Source organism: Salmonella enterica subsp. diarizonae, from assembly GCF_008692785.1.
Lineage (GTDB): Bacteria > Pseudomonadota > Gammaproteobacteria > Enterobacterales > Enterobacteriaceae > Salmonella > Salmonella diarizonae.
Window position 1 is genome coordinate 20,077 of sequence record NZ_VXJV01000012.1, and the last position, 26,953, is coordinate 47,029.

Here is a 26,953-nt window from a genome sequence, read left to right on the forward strand (position 1 = left end):
TCTCCCTTTGATTTGATGAGGTATTTAGGGAAAGAATAGCTGATTCTGCGATATTGCAAGTATGAAAGCGCAAAAATCATTCTGTTGCCAGTCTGCGCCGTTGTAAGCTATTCCATGAATAGATAGCATTGAACAACACGACGCCTGCCGTGACGCAGAATACGGCGCGGAAGCCATAGCTCGCGGAAATTGCGGCGCCCATTAAAGGGCCGGTGACGTTGCCGATATCGCGGAAAGATTGGTTGTAACTGAATATGCGCCCGGCTATTTGGTTGGTAGAGTTGTAAACCAGCAGGGTTTGTACGGCTGGCAGTAACGCGCCATCTGCCGCGCCAAGCAGAAACCGCAATAGCGCGAGCTGCCACGGCGTTTGCACAAAAGACATTGGAATCAGCAGCAGTACGGAAATAATCAGTGCGACGATAAGGATTTTTTCCGGGCCAATTCTGTCGCCGAGCTTACCGAGGCGAGGAGCGCTAAGTAGTGCCGCTACGCCGGGAACGGAAGCTATCATCCCGCTAATGAACGCAATATTACTGACATTTCCCGCGAGTTCACGCACATAGAGCGTCAGGATGGGCGCTATAGAGCCGGTCGCCACCTGAATAATCAACGTGGTAACAAACAGGCTTAACACCAGGCGGGGATTTTTTAGCGAGGCGACCACTTCCCGAACGTGAAGCATCTCTTTTTTGCTCACCGGCTGGAAATTCTCGCGAATAAAAAAGAAGGTGAGCAGAAAACAGATAAACAAAACGCTGGCGGTAATAAAAAAGACCGGGCGAAGGCCGTAATGGTCGGCGAGCAGACCACCCGCAAGTGGGCCAAGCAGAGCGCCGCTGACGCCGCCAGTAGAGAGCGTCCCTAACGCCCAGCCGCTTTTGTGGCGCGGCACTTGAGTGGCGATCAGCGCATTGGCGTTGGGAATAAATCCGCCCAGCAGGCCTAATAACGCGCGGAGGATCAGAAACTGCCAGATATTTTGCGCCATGCCCATTAACAGCATCACAATGGCCATGCCGAGAGCGGAACGCAACAGCATGATCTTACGCCCTTTACGATCCGCCAGACCGCCCCAAAAAGGGGACGCGATAGCTGAAAAGAGGAACGTAATACTAAAGACCAGCCCGGACCACATGTTCAGCGCGCTATGGCCTGTTACGCCGAGTTGCTCAACGTAGAGAGGAAGAAAAGGCATGACCAGACTGAATGCCGCGCCGGTTAAAAAACAGCCCAGCCAGGTAACGGTTAGATTGCGTTTCCAGTTTATGGGGACATCAGAGGGTGACATAGCGTTCCACAGTATGATGCGCGGTTTGCGCTATCATCAATTTAATTATGAGCGTACTAATTATGCGCCGACCTTACCAGCCTCGCAATGTGGGGAGCTTTTAAAGCTAAAAGAGGGGAAAGATTGCAGCCTGACGGCTGCAATCCTGTCAATAGCGTGACGGTACGCCTTCAGGGCGGGTTTTAAAGCGGCGATGCAGCCACATATACTGCTCTGGCGCCATCATAATGCACTGCTCAACAATCTTATTCATCCACGCGGCAGTTGCTTCTGCGCTTTCCAGCGGAGGCGAATATTCCACAGGAAGAACGATCAGTTCGTAGCCTTTCCCATCAGGTTTACGGCGAGGCACGAAGGGGATAATACAGGCTTTAGACATGCGCGCGAGCATCCAGGTACCGGAGGTCGTGGCGGCCTGATCGACGGCGAATAACGGCACAAATACGCTGGCGCGTGGGCCATAATCGTGATCCGGCGCATACCAGATTAATTCACCGCTTTTCAATGCCTTAACCATGCCTTTCAGATCTTTGCGATCCAACATCGATTTATTGGAGCGTAAGCGCCCCCAGGTCTGCAACCAGTCGAGCAACGGATTATCATTTGGCCGATAAACCCCGATACCCGGATTATGCATACCAAACATGCGGGCGCCAAACTCAAGGGTAAGGAAATGTATTCCTACCAGAATGAACCCGAGCCCCTGCGCCTTAACTTCACGGATATACTCCAGACCACTCGCTTCCATCCAGCGGGTCACTCGCCGATCGGGCCAGAACCAGGCCATGCCGGTTTCCATCACGCCCATGCCGACGGATTCAAAGTTTTTGACCACCATGGTGTGGCGTTCCTGCGCGCTCATTTCCGGAAAGCATAATTCAAGGTTGCGATAGGCGATTTTCGCGCGGCGCTTCATTACGCGTCGAGCCAGGTGACCCAATGTGCAACCCAATTTATAGATGACCGGGTAGGGGAGTTGCACGACCAACCAAAGCGCGCCTATACCCAACCAGGTTAACCAATAACGTGGGTGCAGTAAAGCCACGGAGAACTTAGGCAACTTCGTCATTTCTATCCTGTCTTTCAACGAACAATTCCCCGTATTCTCGCATCTTTTTGCGTTGAGCAAAAATATGGAGCAGGGGAGTGGCGATTAAATCGACAATTGTTGTTAATTGTTTAGTGTGGAGCAAGAAATGTAGCGCAAAATGTGTGGATGTAAATTGGCGAGGCTTGCTTTATCATGCCTGCCCACTTTATTTTTTGCTGATTGCAGGATACGTACACCATGCCAGTGTTACACAACCGCATTTCTAATGACGAGCTGAAAGCCAAAATGCTGGCGGAAAGCGAGCCACGTACGACAATTTCTTTTTATAAATATTTTACTATCGCCTCACCGCAACAGACGCGGGACGCGTTGTATCAGGTGTTTACGGCGTTGGGCGTTTTTGGCCGTGTTTACCTGGCGCATGAAGGCATCAATGCGCAAATCAGCGTGCCGCAAAGTAAGGTAGAGACGTTTCGTCAACAGCTTTATGCGTTCGATCCCGCGCTGGACGGGCTGCGTTTAAATATCGCGCTGGAGGATGACGGAAAGTCATTTTGGGTGCTGCGTATGAAAGTCCGCGACCGTATCGTCGCTGACGGTATTGACGATCCGAGTTTTGACGCCAGTAATGTCGGCGATTATCTGAAGGCGGCAGATGTTAATGCGATGCTGGACGATCCTGACGCGGTCTTTATTGATATGCGCAACCACTATGAATATGAAGTCGGCCATTTCGAAAATGCTCTGGAAATCCCGGCGGATACGTTTCGCGAACAGTTGCCAAAAGCGGTTGAAATGCTGCGGGAACATGCTGATAAAAAGATAGTGATGTACTGTACCGGCGGTATTCGTTGTGAGAAAGCCAGCGCCTGGATGAAACACAACGGTTTTAATAAAGTCTGGCATATTGAGGGCGGCATCATTGAGTACGCCCGTCGCGCGCGCGAGCAGGGGCTTCCCGTTCGCTTTATCGGCAAAAACTTTGTGTTTGATGAGCGAATGGGCGAACGAATCTCGGATGAGGTTATCGCGCATTGCCATCAGTGCGGCGCGCCCTGCGATAGCCATACCAACTGCAAAAACGACGGTTGCCATCTGCTGTTTATCCAGTGTCCGCAGTGCGCCAGTAAATTTAACGGCTGCTGTAGCGAACAATGCTGTGAAGAGTTGACCTTGCCGGAGGAGGAACAGCGCCGACGTCGCGCGGGTCGCGAGAACGGCAACAAAATTTTTAATAAATCGCGTGGTCGGCTTAATAGCAAACTGAGCATTCCCGATCCGGCAGAGTAATATTTTGCCGGATAGCGGCGTAAAGGCCGCAATCCGGCATTTCGCCAGGCGTTACTTCTGCTGAACGCCTTCTACTGAGATGATAAGCTCCACCTCTTGCGACGCCGGGCCGAGATCGGTAGTCATATTGAAATCCTTCAGCTTAATTTTTCCTTCGGCCTCAAAGCCCGCGCGCTTACCGCCCCACGGATCGTCGCCCTGGCCCATCAGTTTCGCTTCCAGCGTCACCGGTTTTGTCACGCCATTGAGCGTCAGATTGCCGGTAATATCCAGTTCATCCCCCTCTTTTTTCACACTGGTAGAGGTGAAGGTTGCCTGCGGGAATTTCGCAACATTAAGAAATTCCGCACTGCGCAGGTGTTTGTCTCGTTCGGCATGGTTAGTGTCGACGCTATTGGTGTTAATAGTCACGTTCACTTTGTCTGCCGACGGATTTTTTTCATCAAAAGTGAACGTGCCGTCGAAATCTTTAAAGGTGCCGTATAGCCAACTGTAGCCCAGATGCTGGATACGGAAATTTACGAACGCATGTTGGCCTTCTTTATCAATTTTATACTCCGCCGCCACGGCGGAACCGGTCGTGAATAACAAGGATGCGAGGGTGAATCCCAGCAGGTTTTTTTTCATTTTTGAGCTCCATAGTCAGATGACGACATTCCTGTCATACGTTTCAGAGTGTCGTCTTTATCGATGAAATGGTGTTTTAGCGCCATTACCCCATGCGAGAGCGAGATAATGACCAGCGACCACGCAAACCACAGATGCAGCGTTCCGGCGATGTCAGCCTGCGCTCCCGCGTCCGTAAGCGTTGCCGGAATCTCAAACCAGCCAAAGACGCTAATCGGTTTACCGTCGGCGGTGGAAATCAGGTAGCCGCTAATGACGATCGCAAAGAGCAGGAGATACAGGAGGAGATGACCAGCAGCGGCACCAGCGCGCGTTAAACGGGAATAGCTGGCCAACGCAACGGGCGGTGGAGAATAAAGCCGCCAGATAATACGCACGATCAGCGCCATCATCAGTAACATGCCAATACTTTTATGTAATTCCGGCGCCTGGTGATACCAGCCGTCGTAATAACTGAGCGTGACCATCCATAAACCTAACGCAAACATGCCATAGACCACCAGGGCGGTCAGCCAGTGGAGCGCGGCGGAAACCATGCCATAGCGCTGTGGAGTATTTTTAAATTGCATAAACACACCAATGAATATTTCACGAGAGAACGAAAATGGCGTGGAAAAGCGCTGAATGCAACTGATAAATAAGAATCTGAATGATATTTATTTTTATTTCAATAATTTTGATGTTGTTTGCGATTCAGCTTCAGAAGTTTCGAGATATTTCACCCCGATAACCGCACTACGGGAGGAACTGGCATCATTGTTGTGCTTCAACGTCATGAAATAAAAAGTGAGGAACTTTCATGAAATGTCAGTTAACGTCAATGATAAGAAATCAGAAGAAAAAGAGATAAACGATATCCATCACCGCCAGCAGCGACCAAAGAATAACGTAAAGCATGAAATGCTCGCGAATGTTATTCATCAGAAAATGAAATAGACGACGCATAGCTTACCTTAATAAACGGCCCCTTTATGAGGCCGACAAATTATTGGCTAAAACGGGAAAGCCGGAACGGCGTCAGATCAAAGGAGGGCGTTTTTTCCAACGCAAAATCCGCGGCGATTTCTCCTAACACCGGGGCGAATTTAAAACCATGTCCGCTGAGTCCAGTGATGACAAGCGTATTCTCATGGCCAGGCAGCGTATCGATAATAAAATCCTCGTCCGGCGAATTATCATAGGTACATGCCGCCCCATATAAACAACCGCCGATCCCCGGCAGTACGTTACGCAGGAAAGGAAATGCTTCTGCGCCATCGCTGGCAACGGCGGCAAAGGGCTTGCGCTCTTCCTGAGTCTGTATTAGCTGTCCGCCATTGTGTTTGCCGATTTTTAACTCATCATTCTCCGCCGGGAAACCGTAATATTGATCGCCGTTGGGCATTTCGCCGGTAAAGGCCGGAAAGCAGTTTTTAGCACTGTAACGTCCATCGGCCTGAAACCAGGCAAAGACTTTGCGTACGGGCTGAACGGGCAGTTCCGGCACCAGCGCTTTTACCCAGGTGCCCGCGCTAATCAGCGCTTTACTGGCGTGGTAGCGGCCTTCACTCGTCTCTATCGTCACACCGTTATCATCATGGTGAATATGGCTTACCGGGCAGTTGAATAGCTGTGCGCAGCCTGCCTCTCGGGCCAGACGAAGCCATGTGGTAATGGCTAATTCGCCGCGCAGGAAACCGGAGTCAGCTTCAAACAGCCCGATATAATTATCGGGTACGCGAATTTCCGGCCAGCGCGTCATTAGGGCCGTCGCGTCCAGGCGCTCGACGTTCAATTGCCACTGTTGCGCGCTTCGCGCGACGTTGGCTAAGAAAGCGGAATCGGCCGGGCCGAGGTTAACGACGCCGGAGCGGACGAAAACAGACTCTTCATTGTGCGCGGAGAGTTCATCCCAAAGCGCCTGGGCGCGAAGCACCAGTGGGACATATTTTTCGCCTTCACCATAAGCGTGGCGGATAAGACGGGTATCGCCGTGATGGCTGCCCTGTTGATGAGGCGGCATATACGCATCGGTCATCAGGACCTTTAGCCCGGCGCGGGTGGCGTAATAACCAGCGGCGGCGCCAACCGAACCGCTGCCGATAATAATAAGGTCGTATTTCATCAGCTTCTCTCTGCTATCGCGATGATTTCAGGGTAAATAACTGCGCTGAGATATACAAGCCGGAAATAAGTGAGGCACCTTACGGTGCCTGAGAGAGGGGAGCGCGTCACGCTAATGGCGACGATACTCATTTTCCTGGTAATCGCCTGATTCTATTTTGGCGATGCCGGCTTCTAATATCGAAATAAATTGCCTGGCTACATCTGTCGTTAACCAGAGCGTTTGACCAACTTCAGTCCCTTCCGGTTCCGGACGATTTGGGGTCTGGTAGTGTAAACGCAGCATCAGCGCATCATAGCTATCGACGGTGCTGATATCCCATCCAACAAGCGGATGGGTCTGAATGACTTCATTATTCTTTTCCATCATGCCCCCCTGGTACGTGTTATAAGACAACGGTTCTCGAGGTTCAATGCGTGTTTTTCTTCTGAAGCAACTTCAGTATACCAATTAATAAGGCTATTCACTGTGTTTTTAAAGAGACGGGAGGATAAATTTCTCTTTTTAAGAATTATATGAACAATAAAGCGACAGTTTATTCATATTTTTTTAGGATGTTGTGCAATTATTTTGAGGGTCAGGCGAAATATTCATCAGTTGCGCAAATAAAAAAGCCGGGGCGACCCGGCAAAACTTACATCACTGCATATCATTTTTTATTCATTGATGAACCAGTCATCAGCGCTCTCCCAGGTCTCCTGGAGAATCTCGCTAATGCGTTCTTTATCCTCTTTTGATGCGCCAATAACGGACAGGTTGTTAGCGGTAGCGTAACGCACGGTGACGTTACCCAAATTTTCAGGAAAATGATGGCTAATACGGCGGGAGAGTTCGCCCGCCAGCGCATCAATCGCACCGGCAGGCAGAGGTGACATTTTGGCTATAGTGACTTCAATACGCATAATGACCCCCTGTTGAATATACTGGATATATATACAGTTAAATGCAATATATAGCAACAGGTAAGCGCATTTTTTATTTTTTTACTGACCAGCGTACTGTTTCACCCGCCAGAAAAGGCACCAGCGTATCATCAGCCAGCGCGATATTTACCGGTATCTGTTGTTCATCGCGTACCAGTTCCACCCAGCCCTCATTCACCGGCAGACCATAGAATTGCGGGCCATTCAGTGAACAGAAGGCCTCAAAGTGCGCCAGCGCGTTCATTTCCTCAAACACGGCGGCATAACTGCCAAGGGCGGAGGGGGCGTTGAAACAACCGGCGCATCCGCAACTGGTCTCTTTACGATGACGCGAATGCGGTGCTGAATCCGTCCCCAGGAAGGCGCGCGTAAAACCACTGGCGACCAGTTCGCGTAACGCCTGCTGGTGAATATTGCGTTTCAGAATCGGTAGACAGTACAAGTGAGGACGAATGCCGCCGACCAGCATATGATTACGGTTAAACATTAAATGTTGGGGCGTAATGGTCGCCGCCAGGTAGTCGTTGCCGTCACGTATATACTGCGCGGCATCTTTGGTCGTGATATGTTCAAAGACCACTTTAAGCGCGGTCAGACGCTGGCGTAGCGGTTCCATTACGGTGTCGATAAAACGCGCTTCGCGATCGAAGATATCAACATCCGCATGGGTCACCTCACCGTGGACCAGCAATGGCATTCCAAGTTTTTCCATCCGCTCCAGTACCGGCATGATAGCGTCGATTGACGTTACGCCATGACTGGAGTTAGTGGTGGCATTGGCCGGGTAAAGCTTAGCCGCAGTAAACACGCCTTCATGGAAACCACGCTCCAGTTCATCGGCATCGAGCGAATCCGTTAAATAGCAGGTCATTAACGGCGTGAAATCATGCCCGGCGGGCACCGCATCGAGAATACGCTGGCGGTAGGCGATCGCCGCATCAACAGTCGTAACGGGGGACGCCAGGTTTGGCATCACGATAGCGCGGCCATAAATTTCGCTGGTATAGGGTACGACCGTTTTTAACATGTCGCCATCGCGAAGGTGAATGTGCCAGTCGTCCGGGCGGCGGATCTTTAAAACCTGGGATGGTGCAGTCATTAATAAGCTCCGGCTGAGGAATAGTCTTTTTGCCGGAAACAAAGGATAAGCGGAAACGTTTTCGTTTGCACGTAAAAAAAAGGGCGCGAGCGCGCCCTCCGATATCAATTGGTGAAAGGAATAACGATTTCACCAGGTTTAACTTCAATACCTTTCGCGAATTTCTTCGCTAACGCTTCGCCTTTACTACTGTCCTCACGCAACACGTAAGCGGGCTGCTGGTTAAAGTAGTTACGTAAAGACTGATTTAAATAGGGCAGGAGCGTTTGTAGCACAGATTGCATCTTCTCCGGCGTCACGGTGGCGTCTACTACTTCCATCTCCTGAAGATAGATGGCGCCTTTTTCTTTATTAAAGACCGGCAGAGCTTTTAGCTTGAGCTTCATCGTCGCTTTTTGACTGCCGAAGAGGGAATTCATATCCAGCCTGGCATCGCCAGTGAGGGTGACTTTATTAGGCTCTTCCCGACCAATCTGGCTGGCAAGATTAGTCAGTACGATATGCGCGTCGGCAATGCCGGGCAGACCAATATCTTTTGAGAAATTATTCCGTTTTTCAAGCGCTTGATTAATTTCTTGTTCACTAATGGTGTATTGCGTAAGTTGATTACAACCCACTAACAGGCCGCTAACTACGAGCGCAGCGGCAAAAAAAAACTTTTTCATGGCGTTCCTCAACATGTTGCCTGTGCCCTAATCCTGACATAAAGCAGCATGTCGCGCCAGCGGACATGACGCCAGTAGAAAAAGCTGAAAAAGGCGGCAAGAGAGGGGTGCCGCCTGGCGGGCGTTAGATAGCCATTGAGGAGAGTAAATTAATTTGCGTCTGCTTCGCCATATTATCGCGATAGTCCGCGACTTTCGTCGGCCAGTGGATACCGGCGACCAGCGTCAGATTACGCAGAAGCGGAAACAGATGAATATCATCTTCTGATAATTCGCCGTTAACGGCGTTAGGCTGTACGATAAGTTTATCCAGCGAGCGTAAATCATCGCCGATCTTTTTAATCAGTCCGGCAGAGTGGGCTAGATGGTTGTCAAAACTGCCGGATGAGGCTTCTTTTTTGCGGATAAAATACTGGCGCGCCGCAGGGGTAGAAAATTCATCGAAAGCGGATTTTGCAAATCGCGGTAGCAGTAACTGATTAACGTAACCGTTAACTTTGCGCAACCACTCTTCAATGGCAGGATTGCGCTTCCCGGTCAACAGCGGTTTACCGTCGGAGTTGTCGATATAATGTACAATATCCATACTTTCAGGAAGATAGCGACTATCATCTTTTTGCAGGATGGGCACCATCTTTTGACCAATCATCCGGGTGGGCGTCGCCTCGTCGTCATTTTGTAACACGTTAAGTTCAACGGGGATGTTCTTCAGGCCGAAAATCATGCGGGCTTTAGCGCAGAAAGGGCAATGATCGTAAATATAAAGCTTCACGTTTCTCCTCCATTTGACTGTCGGTTCCTGACCAGTATGGAGGAGATAACGGCAGGTATCAAATCAGGCGCCGGGTTCCAGCATACGGCGCGGCGTGCGCTTATGACTAAATTGCCAGCCTAAAGCTAAAAAGGTGATAAAGCCGATAATACCGAGCATCATCCACGGTAGTTCAGGCTGCGCAAGCGCTTTACCCACATCAAACAACCAGCCGCCGCCGATATAACCAATCGCGCCGCCAATGGCTAATCCCAGACGACTAAAGCCCATATAGCTTCCCCGCGCCCGTGCGTCTGCTAGCGACGCGCTGAGCGTTTCGCGCGCCGGTTCGGCGATAACCGAGCCGATGTAGAAAACGCAAATAAGCGTAAAAAGCTGCTGTAAATTGCCTACCATCCCGATGGGGATCATGCTCAGCGACATGACGAACAAACCGGCCATCAGCCGATGCTCCAGCCGAAAACGCTTTTCGCTCCAGCGAGCAATCGGGTAGAGCAACGTCAGCGAGAGACACGCCTCGATAGCGTACATCCATTTCACGGCAGCAGGCGAACCGGCGATATCGTTTACCATAATCGGCAGCATTAACATGACTTGTACCGCCAGCATGTAATAGCTCGCCAGCGTCAGCACGTAGGTGACAAACCGTTTATCGCTCATGACGCGGCGCATTCCTTCTCGCACCGGCGTCCTGACCGTTGATAGCTTCCAGGCCGGAAGCAACCATGCGTTGAAAATGGCGCATAATATGAACAAAATAGCGCCCGTCGCGCAGACCAGGCGAAAATCGTATTGTAGCAACCAGCTTCCCAGCAGCGCGCCAATCACCGCGCCCGCGCTGTCCTGCATCATCAACAGAGAGAAGAAGCGGCCCCGTTGCTCCGGGCGGATTAATTTGACCACCAACGCTGAGCGCGGCGGGTCGAAAAGCGTACCACCGAGACCGGAAAGAATGCAGGAAAACCATAAGAGCCAGGGCTCATGCGCGATGCCCATGGTGGCAAAGCCTGCGGCGCGCATCAGCATACCGGTGACAATCATCGGTTTCGCGCCAAAGCGATCGGCAATGGCGCCGCCAAAAATGCCCAGTCCTTGTTGAATAAACTGGCGCAGGCCGAGCGCGATCCCTACCATCACCGCAGCCCACCCCATTTGATCGACAAAGCGAATGGAGATGAGCGGGAAGACAACGAAAAAACCCAGCACTACTAACATGTTATCGATGAGAAGAAAATATTTACCCAGGTTCCTCGCCTGCGAGACGCGCGACATTTCCCCTCCCGGGAAACAAAAGATGAGCGTCTACTATTCTGCGGCTGCGTTTCGTTTTTTCCTACCATTAGCGGGACAATATTTTTTTATCAAAAGTCCTTTTTAATCGAGAGTTTTCATCAAAATGTGGCAGCAATTCAAAAAATGACGATTTGCGCTTTTCACAGAGCCTGGTTGCGCAGGTATAGTAAGGTTACTGGCGTGCTGAAGACGTTACAGGAAGGAGTAGGTATAGAATGTTTGGCTATCGCAGTAACGTGCCAAAAGTGCGCTTAACCACCGACCGTCTGGTGGTGCGTTTAGTGCATGAGCGTGATGCCTGGCGTCTGGCCGATTATTACGCGGAAAATCGTCATTTTTTAAAACCGTGGGAGCCGGTCCGAGATGAAAGTCATTGTTATCCTTCAGGGTGGCAGGCGCGTCTGGGAATGATCGGTGAATTTCACAAACAGGGCTCCGCCTTCTATTTCGCGCTGCTTGATCCGGAAGAAAAAGAAATTATCGGCGTGGCGAATTTTTCCAATGTGGTGCGCGGTTCTTTTCATGCCTGCTATCTGGGCTATTCCATTGCGCAGAAGTGGCAGGGGCAGGGGCTGATGTTTGAAGCCTTAACCGCTGCGATTCGCTATATGCAGCGCACTCAGCATATCCACCGTATCATGGCGAACTATATGCCGCACAACAAACGTAGCGGCGCGCTGCTTGCGCGGCTTGGTTTTGAGAAAGAAGGTTATGCGAAAGATTACCTGTTGATTGATGGACAATGGCGCGATCATGTACTGACGGCATTAACGACGCCGGAATGGACGCCAGGACGTTGAGCGGCTTACCGGGCGAGTGAAAGCGAAAGGGAGAAAACGATGAAATATGAATTAACCGCCACTGAAGCGCGAGTGATTGGCTGTCTGCTGGAAAAGCAGGTAACAACGCCGGAACAGTATCCGCTCTCCGTTAACGGCGTGGTGACGGCCTGCAACCAGAAAACTAACCGTGAACCGGTGATGAACCTGACGGAACAGGCGGTACAGGAACAGCTCGATAACCTGGTAAAACGCCATTTCTTACGTACGGTCAGCGGGTTTGGCAATCGCGTCACAAAATATGAACAGCGTTTCTGTAATTCCGAGTTTGGCGACCTGAAACTTAGCGCGGCGGAAGTGGCGCTTGTCACCACGCTGCTGCTGCGCGGTGCGCAAACGCCCGGCGAGTTGCGCAGCCGGGCGTCGCGGATGCATGAATTCAGCGACATGGCGGAAGTTGAATCCACGCTGGAGCGGCTTGCCAGCCGTGAGGATGGCCCGTATGTCGTCCGTCTGGCGCGTGAACCGGGTAAGCGTGAAAGCCGCTATATGCACCTTTTTTGCGGCGACGTCGATGAACTGTCTCTCCAGACGCCTGCGCCGGAAAGCACGTCGGGCGATCTTCAGTCGCGCGTCGAAGCGCTGGAAAGCGAAGTGGCGGAGTTAAAGCAGCGGCTGGATTCTTTGTTAGCTCACCTGGGAGAGTAATGTGAGAACATTACGGATTGGCATTGTCGGGTTAGGCGGTATTGCGCAGAAAGCCTGGCTGCCGGTATTAACCCACACCGCCGGATGGACGCTACAGGGCGCCTGGTCTCCTTCGCGGGATAAAGCCTTACGTATCTGCGAAAGCTGGCGCATACCGTATGTGGATTCGCTGGCGAATTTAGCGTCCGGCTGCGATGCGGTCTTCGTCCACTCCAGTACCGCAAGCCACTATGCTGTGGTCAGCGAACTTCTCAACGCTGGCGTCCATGTTTGCGTGGATAAACCGCTGGCGGAAAATCTACGTGATGCCGAGCGGCTGGTGGCGCTGGCGGCGCAAAAAAAATTGACGCTGATGGTTGGCTTTAATCGCCGTTTCGCGCCGCTGTATCGCGAATTGAAAACGCGCCTCGGCACTGCGGCGTCACTGCGTATGGATAAACATCGTACCGATAGCGTCGGGCCGCACGACTTACGTTTTACTTTGCTCGATGACTATTTGCACGTCGTGGATACCGCGCTGTGGCTGGCGGGCGGCGAGGCGCGCCTGGCCAGCGGCACGTTGCTCACCAGCGAGTCCGGCGAAATGCGCTATGCGGAACATCATTTTTCCGCCGACAAACTACAAATTACCACCAGTATGCACCGGCGCGCTGGAAGTCAGCGTGAATCGGTCCAGGCCGTCACCGACGGCGGGCTGTATGAGGTGACGGATATGCGTGAATGGCGCGAAGAGCGCGGGCAGGGTATTCTCATCAAACCCATTCCGGGCTGGCAAACGACGCTTGAACAGCGTGGTTTTGTCGGATGCGCACGGCATTTCATTGATTGCGTGCAAAATCAGACGGTTCCGGAAACGGCTGGGGATCAGGCGATTCTGGCCCAGCGCGTCGTGGAGGCGCTGTGGCGGGACGCCATCAGCGAATAATCCTCTGTAACATCTGGCGGTAGTAATTCATCGTAATCCAGGTACTATACCCTAAATAATTCGAGTTGCAGGAAAGCCAACGCACATGCACCTCGAAGTATGACGGGTATATATGCCCACTCTACATAATACCTCTTTTCACAGTGAATAATGGCAAACCGTGGGGAGTCTGTAGGCCTGATAAGACATTTTAACGTCGCCGTCAGGCGCGGTGATACAGCCGGATACGGCAGAAATGCGTTATCCGGTCGATGGATCAGCCATACAGGAGTTTTACGCCAGGGTCTGGAATACAAAAGAAATGAATTTATTGAAATCGCTGGCTGCCGTCAGCTCGATGACTATGTTTTCACGCGTTTTGGGTTTTGCCCGTGATGCGATTGTCGCCAGAATTTTTGGCGCAGGAATGGCGACCGACGCCTTTTTTGTGGCGTTTAAACTTCCCAATCTACTACGCCGAATCTTTGCCGAAGGCGCTTTTTCTCAGGCTTTTGTGCCGATCCTGGCGGAATATAAGAGCAAGCAGGGTGAAGAGGCGACGCGGATCTTTGTCGCTTACGTTTCCGGCCTGTTGACGCTGGCGTTAGCCGTCGTGACGGTGGCCGGTATGCTGGCCGCCCCGTGGGTCATTATGGTAACCGCGCCGGGTTTTGCCGATACTGCTGATAAATTCGCGCTGACGACGCAACTGCTGCGGATTACGTTTCCCTATATTCTGCTGATCTCGCTGGCTTCGCTGGTTGGCGCCATTCTCAACACCTGGAATCGCTTCTCTATTCCCGCTTTTGCGCCGACATTTCTTAATATCAGCATGATCGGTTTTGCGTTATTCGCCGCGCCATACTTTAATCCGCCGGTGCTGGCGTTAGCCTGGGCAGTCACCGTCGGCGGCGTGCTACAACTGGTGTATCAACTTCCGTATTTGAGAAAGATCGGTATGCTGGTGTTGCCGCGCATTAACTTTCGCGATACCGGGGCGATGCGGGTGGTCAAACAGATGGGACCAGCGATTTTGGGCGTTTCTGTCAGTCAGATCTCCCTTATCATCAATACGATTTTCGCCTCGTTTCTGGCCTCCGGCTCGGTCTCATGGATGTACTACGCCGATCGGTTGATGGAGTTCCCGTCCGGCGTGTTGGGCGTGGCGTTGGGGACCATCCTGTTGCCGTCATTGTCGAAAAGCTTTGCCAGCGGCAATCATGATGAGTACTGTCGCCTGATGGACTGGGGGCTGCGTCTGTGCTTTTTACTGGCGTTGCCGAGCGCGGTAGCGTTAGGCATTCTGGCGAAGCCGCTGACGGTCTCGCTATTTCAGTACGGTAAATTCACCGCCTTTGATGCGGCGATGACGCAGCGGGCGTTAATCGCCTATTCGGTGGGACTGATTGGCTTGATCGTCGTAAAAGTGCTGGCTCCGGGCTTCTATTCTCGCCAGGATATTAAAACGCCGGTGAAAATCGCCATAGTGACGTTAATTATGACCCAGTTAATGAACCTGGCGTTTATTGGACCGCTGAAACACGCCGGGCTATCGCTCTCTATTGGGCTGGCGGCATGTCTCAATGCGTCTCTGTTATATTGGCAACTGCGCAAACAGAATATCTTTACGCCACAACCGGGTTGGATGTGGTTTCTGACGCGTCTGATCATTTCCGTACTGGTGATGGCCGCCGTGCTGTTCGGCGTGTTGCATATTATGCCAGAGTGGTCGCAAGGGTCTATGTTATGGCGTTTGCTGCGTTTGATGGCGGTAGTGATCGCGGGTATTGCGGCCTATTTCGCTGCGCTTGCCGTGCTGGGCTTTAAAGTGAAAGAGTTTGTACGCCGGACAGCGTAAATTTAGTGCCTGATAGCGCTGCGCTAATCAGGCCTACAAAGCATTCAGGCCGGAAAGGCGCAACGTCGCCATCCGGCAATGATTAGATAGAAATTTTTTTACCGCCGCGGTGAGAGACGGAAGTCTGGCCGTTAGCCCCGTATAGGGTAGGCTCCTGGTGCGGTTTCAGTACCTCCAGCGCCTGTTGATTACGCTCTATTTGCCCTTCCAGCAGCCAGCCGTTGTGCTGGTTGAGGTCGCGCAGATGCTGCGTTTTTTCGGTAATCGCCTGCCAGCGCTCCGCAATGTCATCGTTTGCGCTACGCTGCGCATTCTGCTCCAGACGGCGCTGTTGTTCCAGATAATCCAGCGTCGCCAGCAACGAGCTTTTTTCTTCTGTAATACGCTGTAGCTGGCTGCCGTTAATCTGGCCTACGGAAAGCTGTTGTTGTTCTGCATCCATCACCGTCTTCAGGTCATTCAGGACGGCGGTCATCTGGTCAAGTATTTCTGACAAACGAGTCATACGCTTATTTACTCTGTAAGTAGCTCTGTGCCTCGCGAATGAGCGAGTCTGCTATTTTTCCCGTATCCATTTTTAACTCGCCGTTACGGATAGCCGTTTTTAATGCTTCGACGCGTTCCATATTAATATCGCTGGTGCCTGGCTGCATGAGCTTCGCTTGCGCGTCGCTTAACTTTACGCTGGCGCTCGTCGCGGTAGACGTTTTTTCCTGACGCGTTTTTTGTACCGGCGTGTCGCTGGTATCTCGCGTCTGGACAGTGCTAACGGGTTTCAAAGGTGAGGTACGGTCAATGCTCATTTATTTATCCTCATCGAGGGTTACGTTGTAGCGGCCAGCTACCATCATGGTTGAATATCTCATCGGCAGCCGCGACAAAATCTTTATACAATTATAGGTTAATAAGAATATTCCCATCAGAATCGACGGTTCCACTCACGATTTGACCCGATGTCATGCGCACGCGCGCATTCTGCGCGACGGCGGCATTATTCATTGCCTGACCTTCCGCATTGACGCTAAAACCCTCGCCATTGGCGATGACCTGTACTCGTTGACCCGCTTTGACGCGCCAGGCCTGACGTATCATCGTAAGCTGCACTGGCTGCCCGGGAGCGAGATCACGCAAACTGACGGCATCCTGAATCTGATGGATATCCAGTACCGTCCGCGGCGGTAACTGATCCAGCCTGCCACGTTTTAACGTGACGTTGGTCGACGTCAATTTTCCGCCGCGCGCGACGGGCGCGGCAACGGCGACATAATTGCCGGTCGCCTGCACACTCACCTGCAAATAACGTTTTTCATTGGCGCAGCGCGCCACCACGTTGACGTTACCCCATAGCTTCGCGTTGCCTGTCATGCTGAAGGTTGGCTGTTCACAGCTCGGCGGCAGAGTAGGCGGTGAACGGAGCGTTACAACGACCTCATCGCTGAAGCCAGCCAGACGCTGGGAAAACCACGTTGTCAACTGGGCGTTGATGTCCTGCGCCATTGCCAGGGGGCTGAATAGCAAAGCCGCCACGGCGAATCCTCGTTTTACCGTTTGCATAGTTACTTCCCCCTGGTTGATGTAATGACAGGATTCTACCCGTGTGAAGCAAGCATCAACGCAATAAATAGCGACGCATTTTGCGTTTATTCCGGCGATAACGCGCGCGTGAAGAGATTTAAGCTGTCGGCTGAATTTTGTCATTTGCGGAGGAGATATGCTCGACAGGCTCGATGCCGCCTTACGATTTCAGCAGGAAGCGCTAAATCTGCGCGCGCAACGTCAGGAAATATTAGCGGCGAATATCGCCAATGCCGATACGCCGGGGTACCAGGCGCGCGATATTGATTTTGCCAGTGAGTTAAAAAAAGTGATGGTGCGCGGACGGGAAGAAACCGGCGGCGTCTCGTTGACGTTGACTTCCTCTCACCATATTCCCGCCCAGGCGGTCTCTTCTCCCGCAGTGGATCTGCTTTACCGCGTCCCCGATCAACCTTCTCTGGATGGCAACACCGTGGATATGGACAGGGAACGTACGCAGTTTGCGGATAACAGTCTCAAATATCAGATGGGGCTTACCGTTCTGGGTAGCCAACTCAAAGGCATGATGAATGTGCTACAGGGAGGAAACTAATTCGTGGCGCTGTTAAACATTTTTGATATCGCCGGATCGGCGCTTACCGCACAGTCCAAGCGGTTGAACGTTGCGGCCAGTAACCTGGCGAATGCGGATAGCGTCACCGGACCAGACGGTCAGCCTTATCGCGCCAAACAGGTGGTTTTTCAGGTGGACGCCTCGCCGGGTCAGGCCACTGGCGGGGTAAAGGTCGCCAGCGTGATTGAAAGCCAGGCACCGGAAAAGCTGGTCTATGAGCCAGGCAACCCGCTGGCGGACGCTAACGGTTACGTCAAAATGCCCAACGTCGATGTGGTCGGCGAAATGGTCAATACGATGTCAGCCTCGCGCAGCTATCAGGCAAACGTCGAAGTCCTGAATACCGTAAAAAGCATGATGCTTAAAACGCTGACATTAGGCCAGTAAAGGAGGCGCGTATGTCTATTGCCGTAAATATGAATGATCCGACCAACACGGGCGTCAAAACGACGACCGGCAGCGGTTCGATGACTGGAAGCAATGCTGCCGATCTGCAAAGCAGTTTCTTGACCTTGCTGGTCGCGCAATTGAAGAATCAGGACCCGACTAACCCCTTACAAAATAATGAGTTAACTACACAGTTGGCGCAAATCAGTACCGTGAGCGGCATTGAAAAACTGAATACGACGCTGGGGGCTATTTCCGGGCAAATCGACAATAGTCAGTCGCTACAGGCGACCACGCTGATTGGACATGGCGTTATGGTGCCTGGCACCACAATTCTGGCGGGTAAAGGCGCGGAAGAAGGGGCCGTTACGTCCACAACGCCGTTTGGCGTGGAATTGCAACAACCCGCGGACAAAGTGACGGCAACCATTACCGATAAAGATGGTCGGGTGGTACGTACGCTGGAGATCGGCGAGCTGAAAGCCGGGGTACATACCTTTACCTGGGATGGTAAGCAAACGGACGGAACAGCGGTACCGAATGGTTCTTACAACATTGCGATTACCGCCAGTAATGGCGGGACACAACTGGTAGCGCAACCGCTGCAATTCGCTCTGGTGCAGGGCGTGACGAAGGGCAGCAACGGCAACCTGTTGGATCTCGGTACCTACGGCACCACCACACTCGACGAAGTTCGGCAAATAATCTAAGCCCTTACACTTATCAGGAGTCAGTCATGTCTTTTTCTCAAGCGGTTAGCGGCCTGAACGCCGCGGCCACCAACCTTGATGTTATCGGTAATAACATCGCCAACTCCGCCACCTATGGCTTTAAATCCGGTACGGCATCGTTTGCCGATATGTTCGCTGGTTCAAAAGTGGGGCTGGGCGTAAAAGTAGCGGGGATTACCCAGGATTTTACCGACGGTACGACAACGAACACCGGTCGCGGGCTGGACGTCGCGATTAGCCAGAACGGTTTTTTCCGCCTGGTGGACAGCAATGGTTCCGTTTTCTATAGCCGCAACGGCCAGTTCAAACTGGACGAGAACCGTAATCTGGTCAATATGCAGGGGATGCAGTTGACCGGCTATCCGGCCACCGGTACGCCGCCGACTATTCAGCAGGGGGCGAATCCCGCGCCGATCACCATTCCGAACACGCTGATGGCGGCGAAATCGACAACGACTGCATCAATGCAGATCAACCTGAACTCGACGGATCCTGCGCCGACGAAAGCCTTTAATCCTGCGGATGCCGATTCGTATAACAAGAAAGGGACCGTTACTGTTTACGACAGCCAGGGTAACGCTCATGACATGAACGTCTATTTCGTTAAAAGCTCTACTAAAAATAATGAATGGGCTGTGTACACCCATGACAGCAGCGATCCGACAGCCGCCGTGCCAACGGCGGCTTCTACAACGCTGGTGTTTAATGAAAACGGGATCCTGCAATCCGGCGGTACGGTTAACATCACTACCGGTACGATTAATGGCGCGACGGCGGCCACATTCTCCCTCAGCTTCCTTAACTCCATGCAGCAGAACACCGGGGCTAACAACATCGTCGCCACTAATCAGAACGGCTATAAGCCTGGCGATCTGGTGAGCTACCAGATTAACAACGACGGCACCGTGGTAGGGAACTACTCCAACGAGCAGGAACAGGTGCTGGGGCAGATTGTGCTGGCTAACTTCGCCAACAACGAAGGTCTGGCATCCCAGGGCGATAACGTCTGGGCGGCGACGCAGGCTTCCGGGGTAGCGCTGTTGGGAACCGCCGGTTCCGGCAACTTCGGTAAGCTGACGAATGGCGCGCTGGAAGCCTCTAACGTGGATTTGAGTAAAGAGCTGGTGAATATGATCGTCGCGCAGCGTAACTACCAGTCGAATGCGCAGACCATTAAAACCCAGGACCAGATCCTCAATACTCTGGTTAACCTGCGCTAAGCGCCTGACGGGATAGCTTAATGGATCACGCAATTTATACCGCCATGGGGGCGGCCAGTCAGACGCTTAACCAGCAGGCGGTAACGGCCAGCAACCTGGCTAACGCCTCAACGCCGGGTTTTCGCGCGCAGCTCAATGCGCTACGCGCGGTGCCCGTTGATGGCCTCTCTTTAGCGACGCGCACATTGGTTACGGCGTCGACACCGGGGGCGGATATGACCCCAGGCCAGTTGGACTACACCTCTCGCCCGCTGGATGTCGCACTACAGCAGGACGGCTGGCTGGTAGTGCAAGCGGCGGACGGTGCTGAAGGATATACCCGTAACGGGAATATCCAGGTGGGCCCGACTGGACAGTTAACCATTCAGGGACATCCGGTTATCGGAGAAGGCGGCCCGATTACCGTTCCTGAAGGGTCGGAAATCACCATTGCGGCAGACGGCACGATCTCTGCGCTCAACCCCGGCGACCCGCCGAACACGGTGGCGCCCGTTGGGCGACTGAAGCTGGTCAAAGCGGAGGGCAATGAGGTACAGCGGAGCGATGATGGTTTATTCCGCCTTACCGCCGACGCACAGGCCGAACGCGGGGCGGTACTGGCCGCCGATCCATCTATTCGCATTATGTCGGGCGTACTGGAGGGCAGTAACGTTAAGCCAGTTGAAGCCATGACCGACATGATCGCCAACGCACGTCGTTTTGAAATGCAGATGAAGGTTATCACCAGCGTTGATGAAAACGAAGGGCGAGCTAACCAACTGCTGTCGATGAGTTAATACAGGACATTTTATGATCAGTTCATTATGGATCGCCAAAACCGGCCTGGACGCGCAGCAAACCAATATGGATGTGATTGCCAATAACCTGGCAAACGTCAGTACCAATGGTTTTAAGCGTCAGCGCGCGGTATTTGAAGATCTGTTGTACCAGACCATCCGCCAGCCGGGCGCGCAGTCGTCCGAGCAGACGACGCTGCCTTCCGGGCTGCAAATCGGTACCGGCGTGCGTCCGGTCGCCACGGAGCGTCTGCACAGCCAGGGTAACCTGTCGCAGACCAACAACAGTAAAGATGTGGCGATTAAAGGGCAGGGCTTTTTCCAGGTCATGCTGCCGGACGGTACGTCAGCCTATACTCGCGATGGTTCCTTCCAGGTGGACCAGAACGGCCAACTGGTGACGGCGGGCGGTTTTCAGGTGCAGCCGGCAATTACCATTCCGGCCAACGCGTTAAGCATCACGATTGGCCGCGACGGCGTGGTAAGCGTGACCCAGCAGGGGCAGGCCGCGCCGGTTCAGGTCGGGCAGCTTAATCTGACTACCTTTATGAACGACACCGGGCTGGAAAGCATCGGCGAGAATCTCTATATCGAAACGCAATCGTCCGGCGCGCCGAACGAAAGTACGCCGGGGCTCAACGGCGCGGGGCTGTTGTATCAAGGGTATGTCGAAACGTCGAACGTTAACGTGGCGGAAGAGCTGGTGAACATGATTCAGGTTCAACGCGCCTATGAAATTAACAGTAAAGCAGTATCGACGACCGATCAGATGCTGCAGAAACTGACGCAACTCTAAGGGGTCGCCGGTGGGGTGAAGACGCCACCGGCTCCCTGATTTTGAAGATGAAGGTAATGCAAAAATACGCGCTTCACGCTTACCCATTAATGGCCCTGGTGGTCGCGACGCTGACAGGATGCGCCTGGATACCCTCCAGGCCGCTCGTGCAGGGGGCGACCACGGCGCAGCCGATTCCGGGCCCGGTGCCAGTGGCGAATGGCTCTATATTTCAGTCTGCGCAGCCGATTAATTATGGCTATCAGCCGCTTTTTGAAGATCGTCGACCGCGTAATATCGGCGATACGCTCACGATTGTGTTACAGGAAAACGTCAGCGCCAGTAAAAGTTCGTCGGCAAATGCCAGCCGCGACGGCAAAACCAGCTTTGGTTTTGATACGGTACCGCGTTATCTGCAGGGATTATTCGGTAATTCCCGCGCAGATATGGAGGCCTCAGGCGGCAACTCTTTTAACGGTAAAGGCGGCGCGAATGCCAGCAATACCTTTAGCGGCACGCTGACCGTGACCGTCGATCAGGTTCTTGTTAATGGCAATTTACACGTCGTGGGTGAAAAACAGATCGCGATTAATCAGGGAACGGAATTCATCCGCTTCTCCGGCGTGGTAAATCCACGCACCATCAGCGGCAGCAACTCCGTACCCTCGACACAGGTAGCGGATGCGCGGATTGAATATGTCGGTAACGGCTATATTAACGAAGCGCAAAATATGGGCTGGCTGCAACGTTTCTTCCTTAATTTGTCGCCGATGTAAGCGAGGTGTATGTGTTTAAAGCTCTTGCAGGAATCGTTCTGGCACTGGTTACCACTCTGGCGCACGCCGAGCGTATCCGGGATCTGACCAGTGTCCAGGGCGTGCGGGAAAACTCGCTGATTGGCTACGGGCTGGTGGTCGGGCTGGACGGTACGGGCGACCAGACGACTCAGACGCCATTTACCACCCAGACGCTCAATAACATGTTGTCACAACTGGGGATTACGGTCCCTACCGGCACCAACATGCAGTTAAAAAACGTGGCGGCGGTGATGGTGACGGCGTCGTATCCGCCTTTTGCGCGACAGGGACAAACGATTGATGTCGTTGTTTCCTCAATGGGGAACGCTAAAAGTCTGCGCGGCGGGACATTATTAATGACGCCATTAAAAGGAGTGGACAGCCAGGTGTATGCCCTGGCGCAGGGGAATATTCTGGTCGGCGGCGCGGGCGCTTCCGCAGGCGGCAGTAGCGTGCAGGTTAACCAGCTTAACGGCGGGCGCATCACTAACGGCGCGATTATCGAACGCGAGCTGCCGAGTCAGTTCGGCGCTGGCAACACCATTAATCTGCAATTGAACGACGAAGATTTTACGATGGCGCAGCAAATTACCGACGCTATCAATCGCGCCCGCGGTTACGGCAGCGCCACTGCGCTTGATGCGCGAACGGTACAGGTACGCGTACCCAGCGGCAATAGCTCGCAGGTGCGTTTTCTGGCGGACATTCAAAATATGGAAGTTAACGTGACGCCGCAGGATGCAAAAGTCGTGATCAACTCGCGTACTGGTTCGGTGGTCATGAATCGGGAAGTCACGCTGGATAGCTGCGCCGTGGCGCAGGGCAATTTGTCAGTGACGGTCAACCGCCAGCTCAACGTTAACCAGCCTAATACGCCATTTGGCGGCGGCCAGACCGTGGTGACGCCACAGACTCAAATAGATTTGCGCCAGAGCGGCGGATCGTTACAAAGCATTCGTTCCAGCGCCAATTTGAACAACGTAGTGCGCGCGCTAAATGCGCTTGGCGCGACGCCGATAGATCTGATGTCGATTTTGCAGTCCATGCAGAGCGCGGGCTGTCTACGCGCCAAATTGGAAATTATCTAATGATTGGTGACGGTAAATTGTTGGCCAGCGCGGCCTGGGATGCGCAATCTCTGAACGAACTCAAAGCGAAAGCGGGCCAGGACCCGGCGGCGAATATCCGTCCGGTGGCCCGTCAGGTGGAAGGGATGTTTGTTCAGATGATGCTGAAAAGTATGCGCGAGGCTTTACCCAAAGATGGCTTATTCAGCAGCGATCAGACGCGTCTGTATACCAGCATGTATGACCAGCAGATCGCCCAGCAGATGACCGCCGGCAAGGGACTGGGGCTGGCGGATATGATGGTTAAACAGATGACCAGCGGGCAAACGATGCCTGCGGATGACGCCCCGCAAGTACCGCTTAAATTCTCACTGGAAACGGTAAACAGCTATCAAAATCAGGCACTGACCCAACTGGTGCGCAAGGCGATGCCGAAAACGCCGGACAGCAGCGACGAACCGCTCTCCGGTGACAGTAAAGACTTTCTGGCCCGGCTTTCGCTCCCGGCGCGGCTGGCCAGCGAACAAAGCGGGGTGCCGCATCATCTGATTCTGGCGCAGGCGGCGCTGGAGTCCGGCTGGGGGCAGCGGCAAATCCTGCGGGAGGACGGCGAACCCAGTTATAACGTGTTTGGCGTGAAAGCTACCGCCAGTTGGAAAGGACCGGTGACGGAAATCACCACCACCGAATACGAAAACGGCGAAGCGAAAAAAGTGAAAGCGAAATTCCGCGTTTATAGCTCGTATCTGGAGGCGTTATCGGATTATGTCGCGCTGTTAACACGTAATCCACGCTACGCCGCTGTGACCACCGCCGCCACGGCGGAGCAGGGTGCCGTGGCCTTGCAAAACGCCGGATACGCTACCGACCCGAATTACGCGCGTAAATTAACCAGCATGATTCAGCAGTTAAAAGCGATGAGCGAAAAGGTCAGCAAAACCTACAGCGCGAATATCGATAATCTCTTTTAAATTGCTCAAGTCCACACAGTAGCTGCCGATAACAACGAGTATTGAAGGATTAAAAGGAACCATCATGTCCAGCTTGATTAATCACGCCATGAGCGGGCTTAACGCCGCGCAGGCCGCGTTAAGTACGGTCAGTAATAACATCAACAATTATAACGTTGCGGGTTATACCCGGCAGACAACTATTCTGGCGCAGGCAAACAGTACGTTAGGGTCTGGCGGCTGGATAGGTAATGGCGTTTACGTTTCCGGCGTACAGCGTGAATATGATGCGTTTATCACCAATCAGCTACGCGGCGCGCAAAACCAGAGTAGTGGATTGAGCACGCGCTATGCACAAATGTCGAAAATCGACAACTTGCTGGCCGATAAATCCAGCTCACTGTCTGGCTCGTTGCAGAGCTTTTTTACCAGTCTGCAAACGTTAGTCAGTAACGCGGAAGATCCTGCGGCGCGTCAGGCGTTGATTGGTAAAGCGGAAGGGCTGGTAAACCAGTTCAAAACCACCGATCAGTATCTGCGCGATCAGGATAAACAGGTCAATATCGCGATTAGTTCCAGTGTGGCGCAAATCAATAATTATGCTAAGCAGATAGCTAACCTGAACGATCAAATCTCCCGTTTGACGGGCGTAGGCGCGGGCGCATCGCCGAACGACCTGCTCGATCAGCGTGACCAGTTAGTCAGCGAGCTTAACAAGATTGTTGGCGTCGAGGTGAGCGTACAGGACGGCGGCACCTATAACCTGACGATGGCCAATGGCTATACGCTGGTGCAGGGTTCGACGGCGCGTCAGTTGGCGGCAGTACCCTCCAGCGCCGACCCGACACGAACGACTGTCGCTTATGTCGATGAGGCCGCAGGTAACATCGAAATTCCAGAAAAGTTGCTGAATACCGGCTCGCTCGGCGGGCTACTGACGTTCCGCTCTCAGGATCTGGATCAGACTCGTAATACACTGGGCCAGTTGGCGCTGGCGTTTGCCGATGCATTCAACGCCCAGCATACCAAAGGTTATGACGCTGACGGCAATAAAGGGAAAGACTTCTTTGGCATTGGCTCGCCGGTGGTGTATAGCAACAGTAATAATGCGGATAAAACGGTATCGTTAACCGCTGAGGTGGTCGACAGCACGAAGGTTCAGGCGACGGATTATCAGATTGTTTTTGACGGTACAGACTGGAAGGTTACTCGCCTGGCGGATAACACCACCTTCACGGCGACAAAAGATGTTGACGGAAAACTGGAGATTGACGGTCTGAAAGTGACGGTGGGCACCGGCGCGCAGAAGAACGACAGTTTCCTTCTGAAGCCGGTCAGTAATGCTATCGTCGACATGAAAGTTAAAGTGACGAATGAAGCCGAGATTGCGATGGCTGCCGAGTCAAAACTCGATCCTGATGTGGATACCGGCGATAGCGATAACCGCAATGGCCAGGCGTTGTTGGACTTACAAAACAGCAAGGTAGTGGGCGGCAACAAAACCTTTAACGATGCCTACGCCACGCTGGTCAGCGATGTGGGTAACAAAACGTCAACGCTGAAAACCAGCAGCACCACGCAGGCGAATGTGGTTAAACAGCTTTATAAGCAGCAACAGTCGGTTTCCGGCGTTAATCTAGACGAAGAGTATGGCAATTTGCAGCGTTATCAGCAGTATTATCTGGCGAATGCGCAAGTATTGCAGACCGCGAACGCGCTGTTTGATGCGTTACTGAACATTCGCTAAGGGAGAAGGATGACATGCGTATCAGTACCCAGATGATGTATGAGCAAAATATGAGCGGCATCACTAACTCTCAGTCCGAATGGATGAAGTTGGGCGAGCAGATGTCTAGCGGTAAGCGCGTTATCAATCCATCTGACGATCCGATCGCCGCGTCGCAGGCGGTGGTGCTCTCCCAGGCGCAGGCACAGAATAGCCAGTACGCCCTGGCGCGTACTTTTGCCACCCAAAAAGTTTCGCTGGAAGAAAGCGTACTCAGTCAGGTGACGACGGCGATTCAAACCGCACAGGAAAAAATTGTCTATGCCGGAAACGGCACGTTAAGCGACGATGACCGCGCTTCGCTGGCGACGGATTTACAGGGTATCCGCGATCAGTTGATGAACCTGGCAAACAGTACTGACGGTAATGGTCGCTATATCTTCGCCGGGTATAAAACGGAAGCGGCGCCTTTCGATCAGGCGACGGGGAATTACCATGGCGGTGAGAAAAGTGTTACCCAGCAGGTGGATTCCGCACGCACGATGGTGATTGGCCATACGGGAGCGCAAATTTTTAATAGCCTTACCAGCAATGCAGTGCCGGAACCTGATGGCACGGACTCTGAAAAGAATTTGTTTGTCATGCTTGATACGGCGATTGCAGCGCTCAAAACGCCGGTGAAAGGCAATGATGTGGAAAAAGAAAAGGCTGCCGCCGCCATTGATAAAACGAATCGCGGCTTAAAAAACTCGCTTAATAATGTCCTGACCGTTCGTGCGGAACTGGGGACGCAACTGAGCGAACTCAGTACGCTGGATGCCCTGGGAAGTGACCGTGCGCTGGGGCAGAAGCTGCAGATGAGCAATCTGGTGGATGTGGACTGGAACTCGGTCATCTCCTCCTACGTGATGCAACAGGCGGCATTACAGGCCTCCTATAAAACGTTTACCGATATGCAGGGAATGTCGCTTTTCCAGTTGAACCGGTAACATCTCTTTTTGAAACATATCA

At 52.8% G+C, this 26,953-nt stretch carries 31 protein-coding genes; 16 read left to right on the plus strand and 15 right to left on the minus strand.

The window, feature by feature from the left end; translation table 11 throughout:
* Positions 1-76: 76 nt before the first annotated feature.
* Together mdtG and F4V72_RS21060 are read right to left on the minus strand one after the other, a co-directional pair.
* Positions 77-1,291 (minus strand): multidrug efflux MFS transporter MdtG, encoded by a 1,215-nt coding sequence (gene mdtG, locus F4V72_RS21055; RefSeq protein ID WP_053529980.1) that lies wholly within the window; start codon positions 1,289-1,291, stop codon positions 77-79.
* 148 nt (positions 1,292-1,439) lie between these two features.
* Complete coding sequence (locus F4V72_RS21060) at positions 1,440-2,360, minus strand: Kdo(2)-lipid IV(A) acyltransferase (protein ID WP_053529979.1); 921 nt, start codon at positions 2,358-2,360, stop codon at positions 1,440-1,442.
* Positions 2,361-2,579: 219 nt separating this feature from the next.
* On the opposite strand from F4V72_RS21060, the gene F4V72_RS21065 reads away from it, so the two are divergent.
* Positions 2,580-3,632 (plus strand): rhodanese-related sulfurtransferase, encoded by a 1,053-nt coding sequence (locus F4V72_RS21065; RefSeq protein WP_023246048.1) that lies wholly within the window; start codon positions 2,580-2,582, stop codon positions 3,630-3,632.
* 51 nt (positions 3,633-3,683) lie between these two features.
* Here the strand turns inward: F4V72_RS21065 and F4V72_RS21070 are convergent, their stop codons facing one another.
* The 10 genes from F4V72_RS21070 to mdtH all read right to left on the minus strand — a co-directional run bounded on the left by F4V72_RS21070 (position 3,684) and on the right by mdtH (position 11,094).
* Positions 3,684-4,259: a YceI family protein gene (locus F4V72_RS21070; RefSeq protein ID WP_000739887.1), complete on the minus strand. Its 576-nt coding sequence runs from the start codon at positions 4,257-4,259 to the stop codon at positions 3,684-3,686.
* Positions 4,256-4,828, minus strand: a complete 573-nt coding sequence (locus tag F4V72_RS21075; RefSeq protein ID WP_023246049.1) for a cytochrome b — start codon at positions 4,826-4,828, stop codon at positions 4,256-4,258. Before F4V72_RS21075 ends, F4V72_RS21070 begins: the two co-directional genes overlap by 4 nt.
* Before the next feature lie 262 nt (positions 4,829-5,090).
* Positions 5,091-5,204 (minus strand): YceO family protein, encoded by a 114-nt coding sequence (locus F4V72_RS21080; protein WP_001253281.1) that lies wholly within the window; start codon positions 5,202-5,204, stop codon positions 5,091-5,093.
* A 40-nt stretch (positions 5,205-5,244) separates the two neighbouring features.
* Positions 5,245-6,363 carry an N-methyl-L-tryptophan oxidase gene (solA, locus tag F4V72_RS21085; protein ID WP_136058230.1) on the minus strand — a complete coding sequence of 373 codons (1,119 nt, stop codon included), beginning with the start codon at positions 6,361-6,363 and terminating at the stop codon, positions 5,245-5,247.
* 111 nt (positions 6,364-6,474) lie between these two features.
* The gene (gene bssS / locus F4V72_RS21090) at positions 6,475-6,729 is read right to left on the minus strand and encodes a biofilm formation regulator BssS (RefSeq protein WP_000414441.1); all 255 of its coding nucleotides are present in this window, start codon (positions 6,727-6,729) and stop codon (positions 6,475-6,477) included.
* A 290-nt stretch (positions 6,730-7,019) separates the two neighbouring features.
* The gene (gene dinI, locus F4V72_RS21095) at positions 7,020-7,265 is read right to left on the minus strand and encodes a DNA damage-inducible protein I (RefSeq protein WP_136058231.1); all 246 of its coding nucleotides are present in this window, start codon (positions 7,263-7,265) and stop codon (positions 7,020-7,022) included.
* Between the two features lie 73 nt (positions 7,266-7,338).
* On the minus strand, positions 7,339-8,385 hold the full coding sequence (pyrC, locus tag F4V72_RS21100) for a dihydroorotase (RefSeq protein ID WP_053509535.1): 1,047 nt from the start codon (positions 8,383-8,385) through the stop codon (positions 7,339-7,341).
* A 104-nt stretch (positions 8,386-8,489) separates the two neighbouring features.
* Positions 8,490-9,050 (minus strand): lipoprotein, encoded by a 561-nt coding sequence (locus F4V72_RS21105; RefSeq protein WP_000713055.1) that lies wholly within the window; start codon positions 9,048-9,050, stop codon positions 8,490-8,492.
* Between the two features lie 124 nt (positions 9,051-9,174).
* Positions 9,175-9,822 carry a glutaredoxin 2 gene (gene grxB / locus F4V72_RS21110; protein WP_023248212.1) on the minus strand — a complete coding sequence of 216 codons (648 nt, stop codon included), beginning with the start codon at positions 9,820-9,822 and terminating at the stop codon, positions 9,175-9,177.
* A 63-nt stretch (positions 9,823-9,885) separates the two neighbouring features.
* The gene (mdtH, locus tag F4V72_RS21115) at positions 9,886-11,094 is read right to left on the minus strand and encodes a multidrug efflux MFS transporter MdtH (protein WP_136058232.1); all 1,209 of its coding nucleotides are present in this window, start codon (positions 11,092-11,094) and stop codon (positions 9,886-9,888) included.
* A 236-nt stretch (positions 11,095-11,330) separates the two neighbouring features.
* On the opposite strand from mdtH, the gene rimJ reads away from it, so the two are divergent.
* The 4 genes from rimJ (at position 11,331) to murJ (ending at position 15,364) form a co-directional block, all read left to right on the plus strand.
* Positions 11,331-11,915, plus strand: a complete 585-nt coding sequence (gene rimJ / locus F4V72_RS21120) for a ribosomal protein S5-alanine N-acetyltransferase (protein ID WP_000468203.1) — start codon at positions 11,331-11,333, stop codon at positions 11,913-11,915.
* Positions 11,916-11,954: 39 nt separating this feature from the next.
* The gene (locus F4V72_RS21125) at positions 11,955-12,602 is read left to right on the plus strand and encodes a YceH family protein (protein ID WP_063390350.1); all 648 of its coding nucleotides are present in this window, start codon (positions 11,955-11,957) and stop codon (positions 12,600-12,602) included.
* Position 12,603: 1 nt separating this feature from the next.
* Positions 12,604-13,527, plus strand: coding sequence for a Gfo/Idh/MocA family protein (locus F4V72_RS21130; RefSeq protein WP_063390351.1), 924 nt, complete (start codon positions 12,604-12,606; stop codon positions 13,525-13,527).
* Positions 13,528-13,828: 301 nt separating this feature from the next.
* Positions 13,829-15,364: a murein biosynthesis integral membrane protein MurJ gene (murJ, locus tag F4V72_RS21135; protein ID WP_023248216.1), complete on the plus strand. Its 1,536-nt coding sequence runs from the start codon at positions 13,829-13,831 to the stop codon at positions 15,362-15,364.
* Between the two features lie 82 nt (positions 15,365-15,446).
* On the opposite strand, the gene flgN is transcribed toward murJ, so the two are convergent.
* The 3 genes from flgN to flgA all read right to left on the minus strand — a co-directional run bounded on the left by flgN (position 15,447) and on the right by flgA (position 16,918).
* The gene (gene flgN / locus F4V72_RS21140) at positions 15,447-15,869 is read right to left on the minus strand and encodes a flagella biosynthesis chaperone FlgN (RefSeq protein WP_000197544.1); all 423 of its coding nucleotides are present in this window, start codon (positions 15,867-15,869) and stop codon (positions 15,447-15,449) included.
* A 4-nt stretch (positions 15,870-15,873) separates the two neighbouring features.
* The gene (gene flgM, locus F4V72_RS21145; protein ID WP_023248217.1) at positions 15,874-16,167 is read right to left on the minus strand and encodes a flagellar biosynthesis anti-sigma factor FlgM; all 294 of its coding nucleotides are present in this window, start codon (positions 16,165-16,167) and stop codon (positions 15,874-15,876) included.
* A gap of 91 nt (positions 16,168-16,258) precedes the next feature.
* On the minus strand, positions 16,259-16,918 hold the full coding sequence (gene flgA / locus F4V72_RS21150) for a flagellar basal body P-ring formation chaperone FlgA (RefSeq protein WP_023248218.1): 660 nt from the start codon (positions 16,916-16,918) through the stop codon (positions 16,259-16,261).
* 157 nt (positions 16,919-17,075) lie between these two features.
* Between flgA and flgB the strand changes: the two genes are divergently transcribed.
* The 11 genes from flgB (at position 17,076) to flgL (ending at position 26,931) form a co-directional block, all read left to right on the plus strand.
* Complete coding sequence (gene flgB, locus F4V72_RS21155) at positions 17,076-17,492, plus strand: flagellar basal body rod protein FlgB (RefSeq protein ID WP_023184862.1); 417 nt, start codon at positions 17,076-17,078, stop codon at positions 17,490-17,492.
* 3 nt (positions 17,493-17,495) lie between these two features.
* A complete protein-coding gene (gene flgC, locus F4V72_RS21160; RefSeq protein WP_023248219.1) occupies positions 17,496-17,900 on the plus strand; it encodes a flagellar basal body rod protein FlgC in 405 nt (134 codons plus the stop codon).
* Between the two features lie 11 nt (positions 17,901-17,911).
* Positions 17,912-18,610: a flagellar hook assembly protein FlgD gene (gene flgD / locus F4V72_RS21165; RefSeq protein ID WP_023248220.1), complete on the plus strand. Its 699-nt coding sequence runs from the start codon at positions 17,912-17,914 to the stop codon at positions 18,608-18,610.
* Between the two features lie 26 nt (positions 18,611-18,636).
* On the plus strand, positions 18,637-19,851 hold the full coding sequence (gene flgE, locus F4V72_RS21170) for a flagellar hook protein FlgE (RefSeq protein WP_023248221.1): 1,215 nt from the start codon (positions 18,637-18,639) through the stop codon (positions 19,849-19,851).
* A 20-nt stretch (positions 19,852-19,871) separates the two neighbouring features.
* Entirely contained in the window at positions 19,872-20,627 is a 756-nt protein-coding gene (locus F4V72_RS21175; RefSeq protein ID WP_023248222.1) for a flagellar basal body rod protein FlgF, read from the plus strand.
* Positions 20,628-20,640: 13 nt separating this feature from the next.
* A complete protein-coding gene (gene flgG / locus F4V72_RS21180; RefSeq protein ID WP_000625851.1) occupies positions 20,641-21,423 on the plus strand; it encodes a flagellar basal-body rod protein FlgG in 783 nt (260 codons plus the stop codon).
* A 56-nt stretch (positions 21,424-21,479) separates the two neighbouring features.
* Positions 21,480-22,178 carry a flagellar basal body L-ring protein FlgH gene (flgH, locus tag F4V72_RS21185; protein WP_023248223.1) on the plus strand — a complete coding sequence of 233 codons (699 nt, stop codon included), beginning with the start codon at positions 21,480-21,482 and terminating at the stop codon, positions 22,176-22,178.
* Positions 22,179-22,189: 11 nt separating this feature from the next.
* Complete coding sequence (locus tag F4V72_RS21190) at positions 22,190-23,287, plus strand: flagellar basal body P-ring protein FlgI (protein ID WP_023248224.1); 1,098 nt, start codon at positions 22,190-22,192, stop codon at positions 23,285-23,287.
* Positions 23,287-24,237 carry a flagellar assembly peptidoglycan hydrolase FlgJ gene (gene flgJ / locus F4V72_RS21195; protein WP_053529975.1) on the plus strand — a complete coding sequence of 317 codons (951 nt, stop codon included), beginning with the start codon at positions 23,287-23,289 and terminating at the stop codon, positions 24,235-24,237. Before F4V72_RS21190 ends, flgJ begins: the two co-directional genes overlap by 1 nt.
* A gap of 64 nt (positions 24,238-24,301) precedes the next feature.
* Positions 24,302-25,963: a flagellar hook-associated protein FlgK gene (gene flgK / locus F4V72_RS21200; protein WP_023248226.1), complete on the plus strand. Its 1,662-nt coding sequence runs from the start codon at positions 24,302-24,304 to the stop codon at positions 25,961-25,963.
* 14 nt (positions 25,964-25,977) lie between these two features.
* A complete protein-coding gene (gene flgL / locus F4V72_RS21205; RefSeq protein WP_023248227.1) occupies positions 25,978-26,931 on the plus strand; it encodes a flagellar hook-associated protein FlgL in 954 nt (317 codons plus the stop codon).
* Positions 26,932-26,953: the final 22 nt, after the last annotated feature.

Bases quoted from the DNA above. Each gene is read 5' to 3' on its own strand.
- mdtG (WP_053529980.1), bottom strand. From the start codon at position 1,291: ATGTCACCCTCTGATGTCCCCATAAACTGGAAACGCAATCTAACCGTT.
- F4V72_RS21060 (WP_053529979.1), bottom strand. From the start codon at position 2,360: ATGACGAAGTTGCCTAAGTTCTCCGTGGCTTTACTGCACCCACGTTAT.
- F4V72_RS21065 (WP_023246048.1), top strand. From the start codon at position 2,580: ATGCCAGTGTTACACAACCGCATTTCTAATGACGAGCTGAAAGCCAAA.
- F4V72_RS21070 (WP_000739887.1), bottom strand. From the start codon at position 4,259: ATGAAAAAAAACCTGCTGGGATTCACCCTCGCATCCTTGTTATTCACG.
- F4V72_RS21075 (WP_023246049.1), bottom strand. From the start codon at position 4,828: ATGCAATTTAAAAATACTCCACAGCGCTATGGCATGGTTTCCGCCGCG.
- F4V72_RS21080 (WP_001253281.1), bottom strand. From the start codon at position 5,204: ATGCGTCGTCTATTTCATTTTCTGATGAATAACATTCGCGAGCATTTC.
- solA (WP_136058230.1), bottom strand. From the start codon at position 6,363: ATGAAATACGACCTTATTATTATCGGCAGCGGTTCGGTTGGCGCCGCC.
- bssS (WP_000414441.1), bottom strand. From the start codon at position 6,729: ATGGAAAAGAATAATGAAGTCATTCAGACCCATCCGCTTGTTGGATGG.
- dinI (WP_136058231.1), bottom strand. From the start codon at position 7,265: ATGCGTATTGAAGTCACTATAGCCAAAATGTCACCTCTGCCTGCCGGT.
- pyrC (WP_053509535.1), bottom strand. From the start codon at position 8,385: ATGACTGCACCATCCCAGGTTTTAAAGATCCGCCGCCCGGACGACTGG.
- F4V72_RS21105 (WP_000713055.1), bottom strand. From the start codon at position 9,050: ATGAAAAAGTTTTTTTTTGCCGCTGCGCTCGTAGTTAGCGGCCTGTTA.
- mdtH (WP_136058232.1), bottom strand. From the start codon at position 11,094: ATGTCGCGCGTCTCGCAGGCGAGGAACCTGGGTAAATATTTTCTTCTC.
- rimJ (WP_000468203.1), top strand. From the start codon at position 11,331: ATGTTTGGCTATCGCAGTAACGTGCCAAAAGTGCGCTTAACCACCGAC.
- F4V72_RS21125 (WP_063390350.1), top strand. From the start codon at position 11,955: ATGAAATATGAATTAACCGCCACTGAAGCGCGAGTGATTGGCTGTCTG.
- murJ (WP_023248216.1), top strand. From the start codon at position 13,829: ATGAATTTATTGAAATCGCTGGCTGCCGTCAGCTCGATGACTATGTTT.
- flgN (WP_000197544.1), bottom strand. From the start codon at position 15,869: ATGACTCGTTTGTCAGAAATACTTGACCAGATGACCGCCGTCCTGAAT.
- flgM (WP_023248217.1), bottom strand. From the start codon at position 16,167: ATGAGCATTGACCGTACCTCACCTTTGAAACCCGTTAGCACTGTCCAG.
- flgA (WP_023248218.1), bottom strand. From the start codon at position 16,918: ATGCAAACGGTAAAACGAGGATTCGCCGTGGCGGCTTTGCTATTCAGC.
- flgB (WP_023184862.1), top strand. From the start codon at position 17,076: ATGCTCGACAGGCTCGATGCCGCCTTACGATTTCAGCAGGAAGCGCTA.
- flgD (WP_023248220.1), top strand. From the start codon at position 17,912: ATGTCTATTGCCGTAAATATGAATGATCCGACCAACACGGGCGTCAAA.
- flgE (WP_023248221.1), top strand. From the start codon at position 18,637: ATGTCTTTTTCTCAAGCGGTTAGCGGCCTGAACGCCGCGGCCACCAAC.
- F4V72_RS21175 (WP_023248222.1), top strand. From the start codon at position 19,872: ATGGATCACGCAATTTATACCGCCATGGGGGCGGCCAGTCAGACGCTT.
- flgG (WP_000625851.1), top strand. From the start codon at position 20,641: ATGATCAGTTCATTATGGATCGCCAAAACCGGCCTGGACGCGCAGCAA.
- flgH (WP_023248223.1), top strand. From the start codon at position 21,480: ATGCAAAAATACGCGCTTCACGCTTACCCATTAATGGCCCTGGTGGTC.
- flgJ (WP_053529975.1), top strand. From the start codon at position 23,287: ATGATTGGTGACGGTAAATTGTTGGCCAGCGCGGCCTGGGATGCGCAA.
- flgK (WP_023248226.1), top strand. From the start codon at position 24,302: ATGTCCAGCTTGATTAATCACGCCATGAGCGGGCTTAACGCCGCGCAG.
- flgL (WP_023248227.1), top strand. From the start codon at position 25,978: ATGCGTATCAGTACCCAGATGATGTATGAGCAAAATATGAGCGGCATC.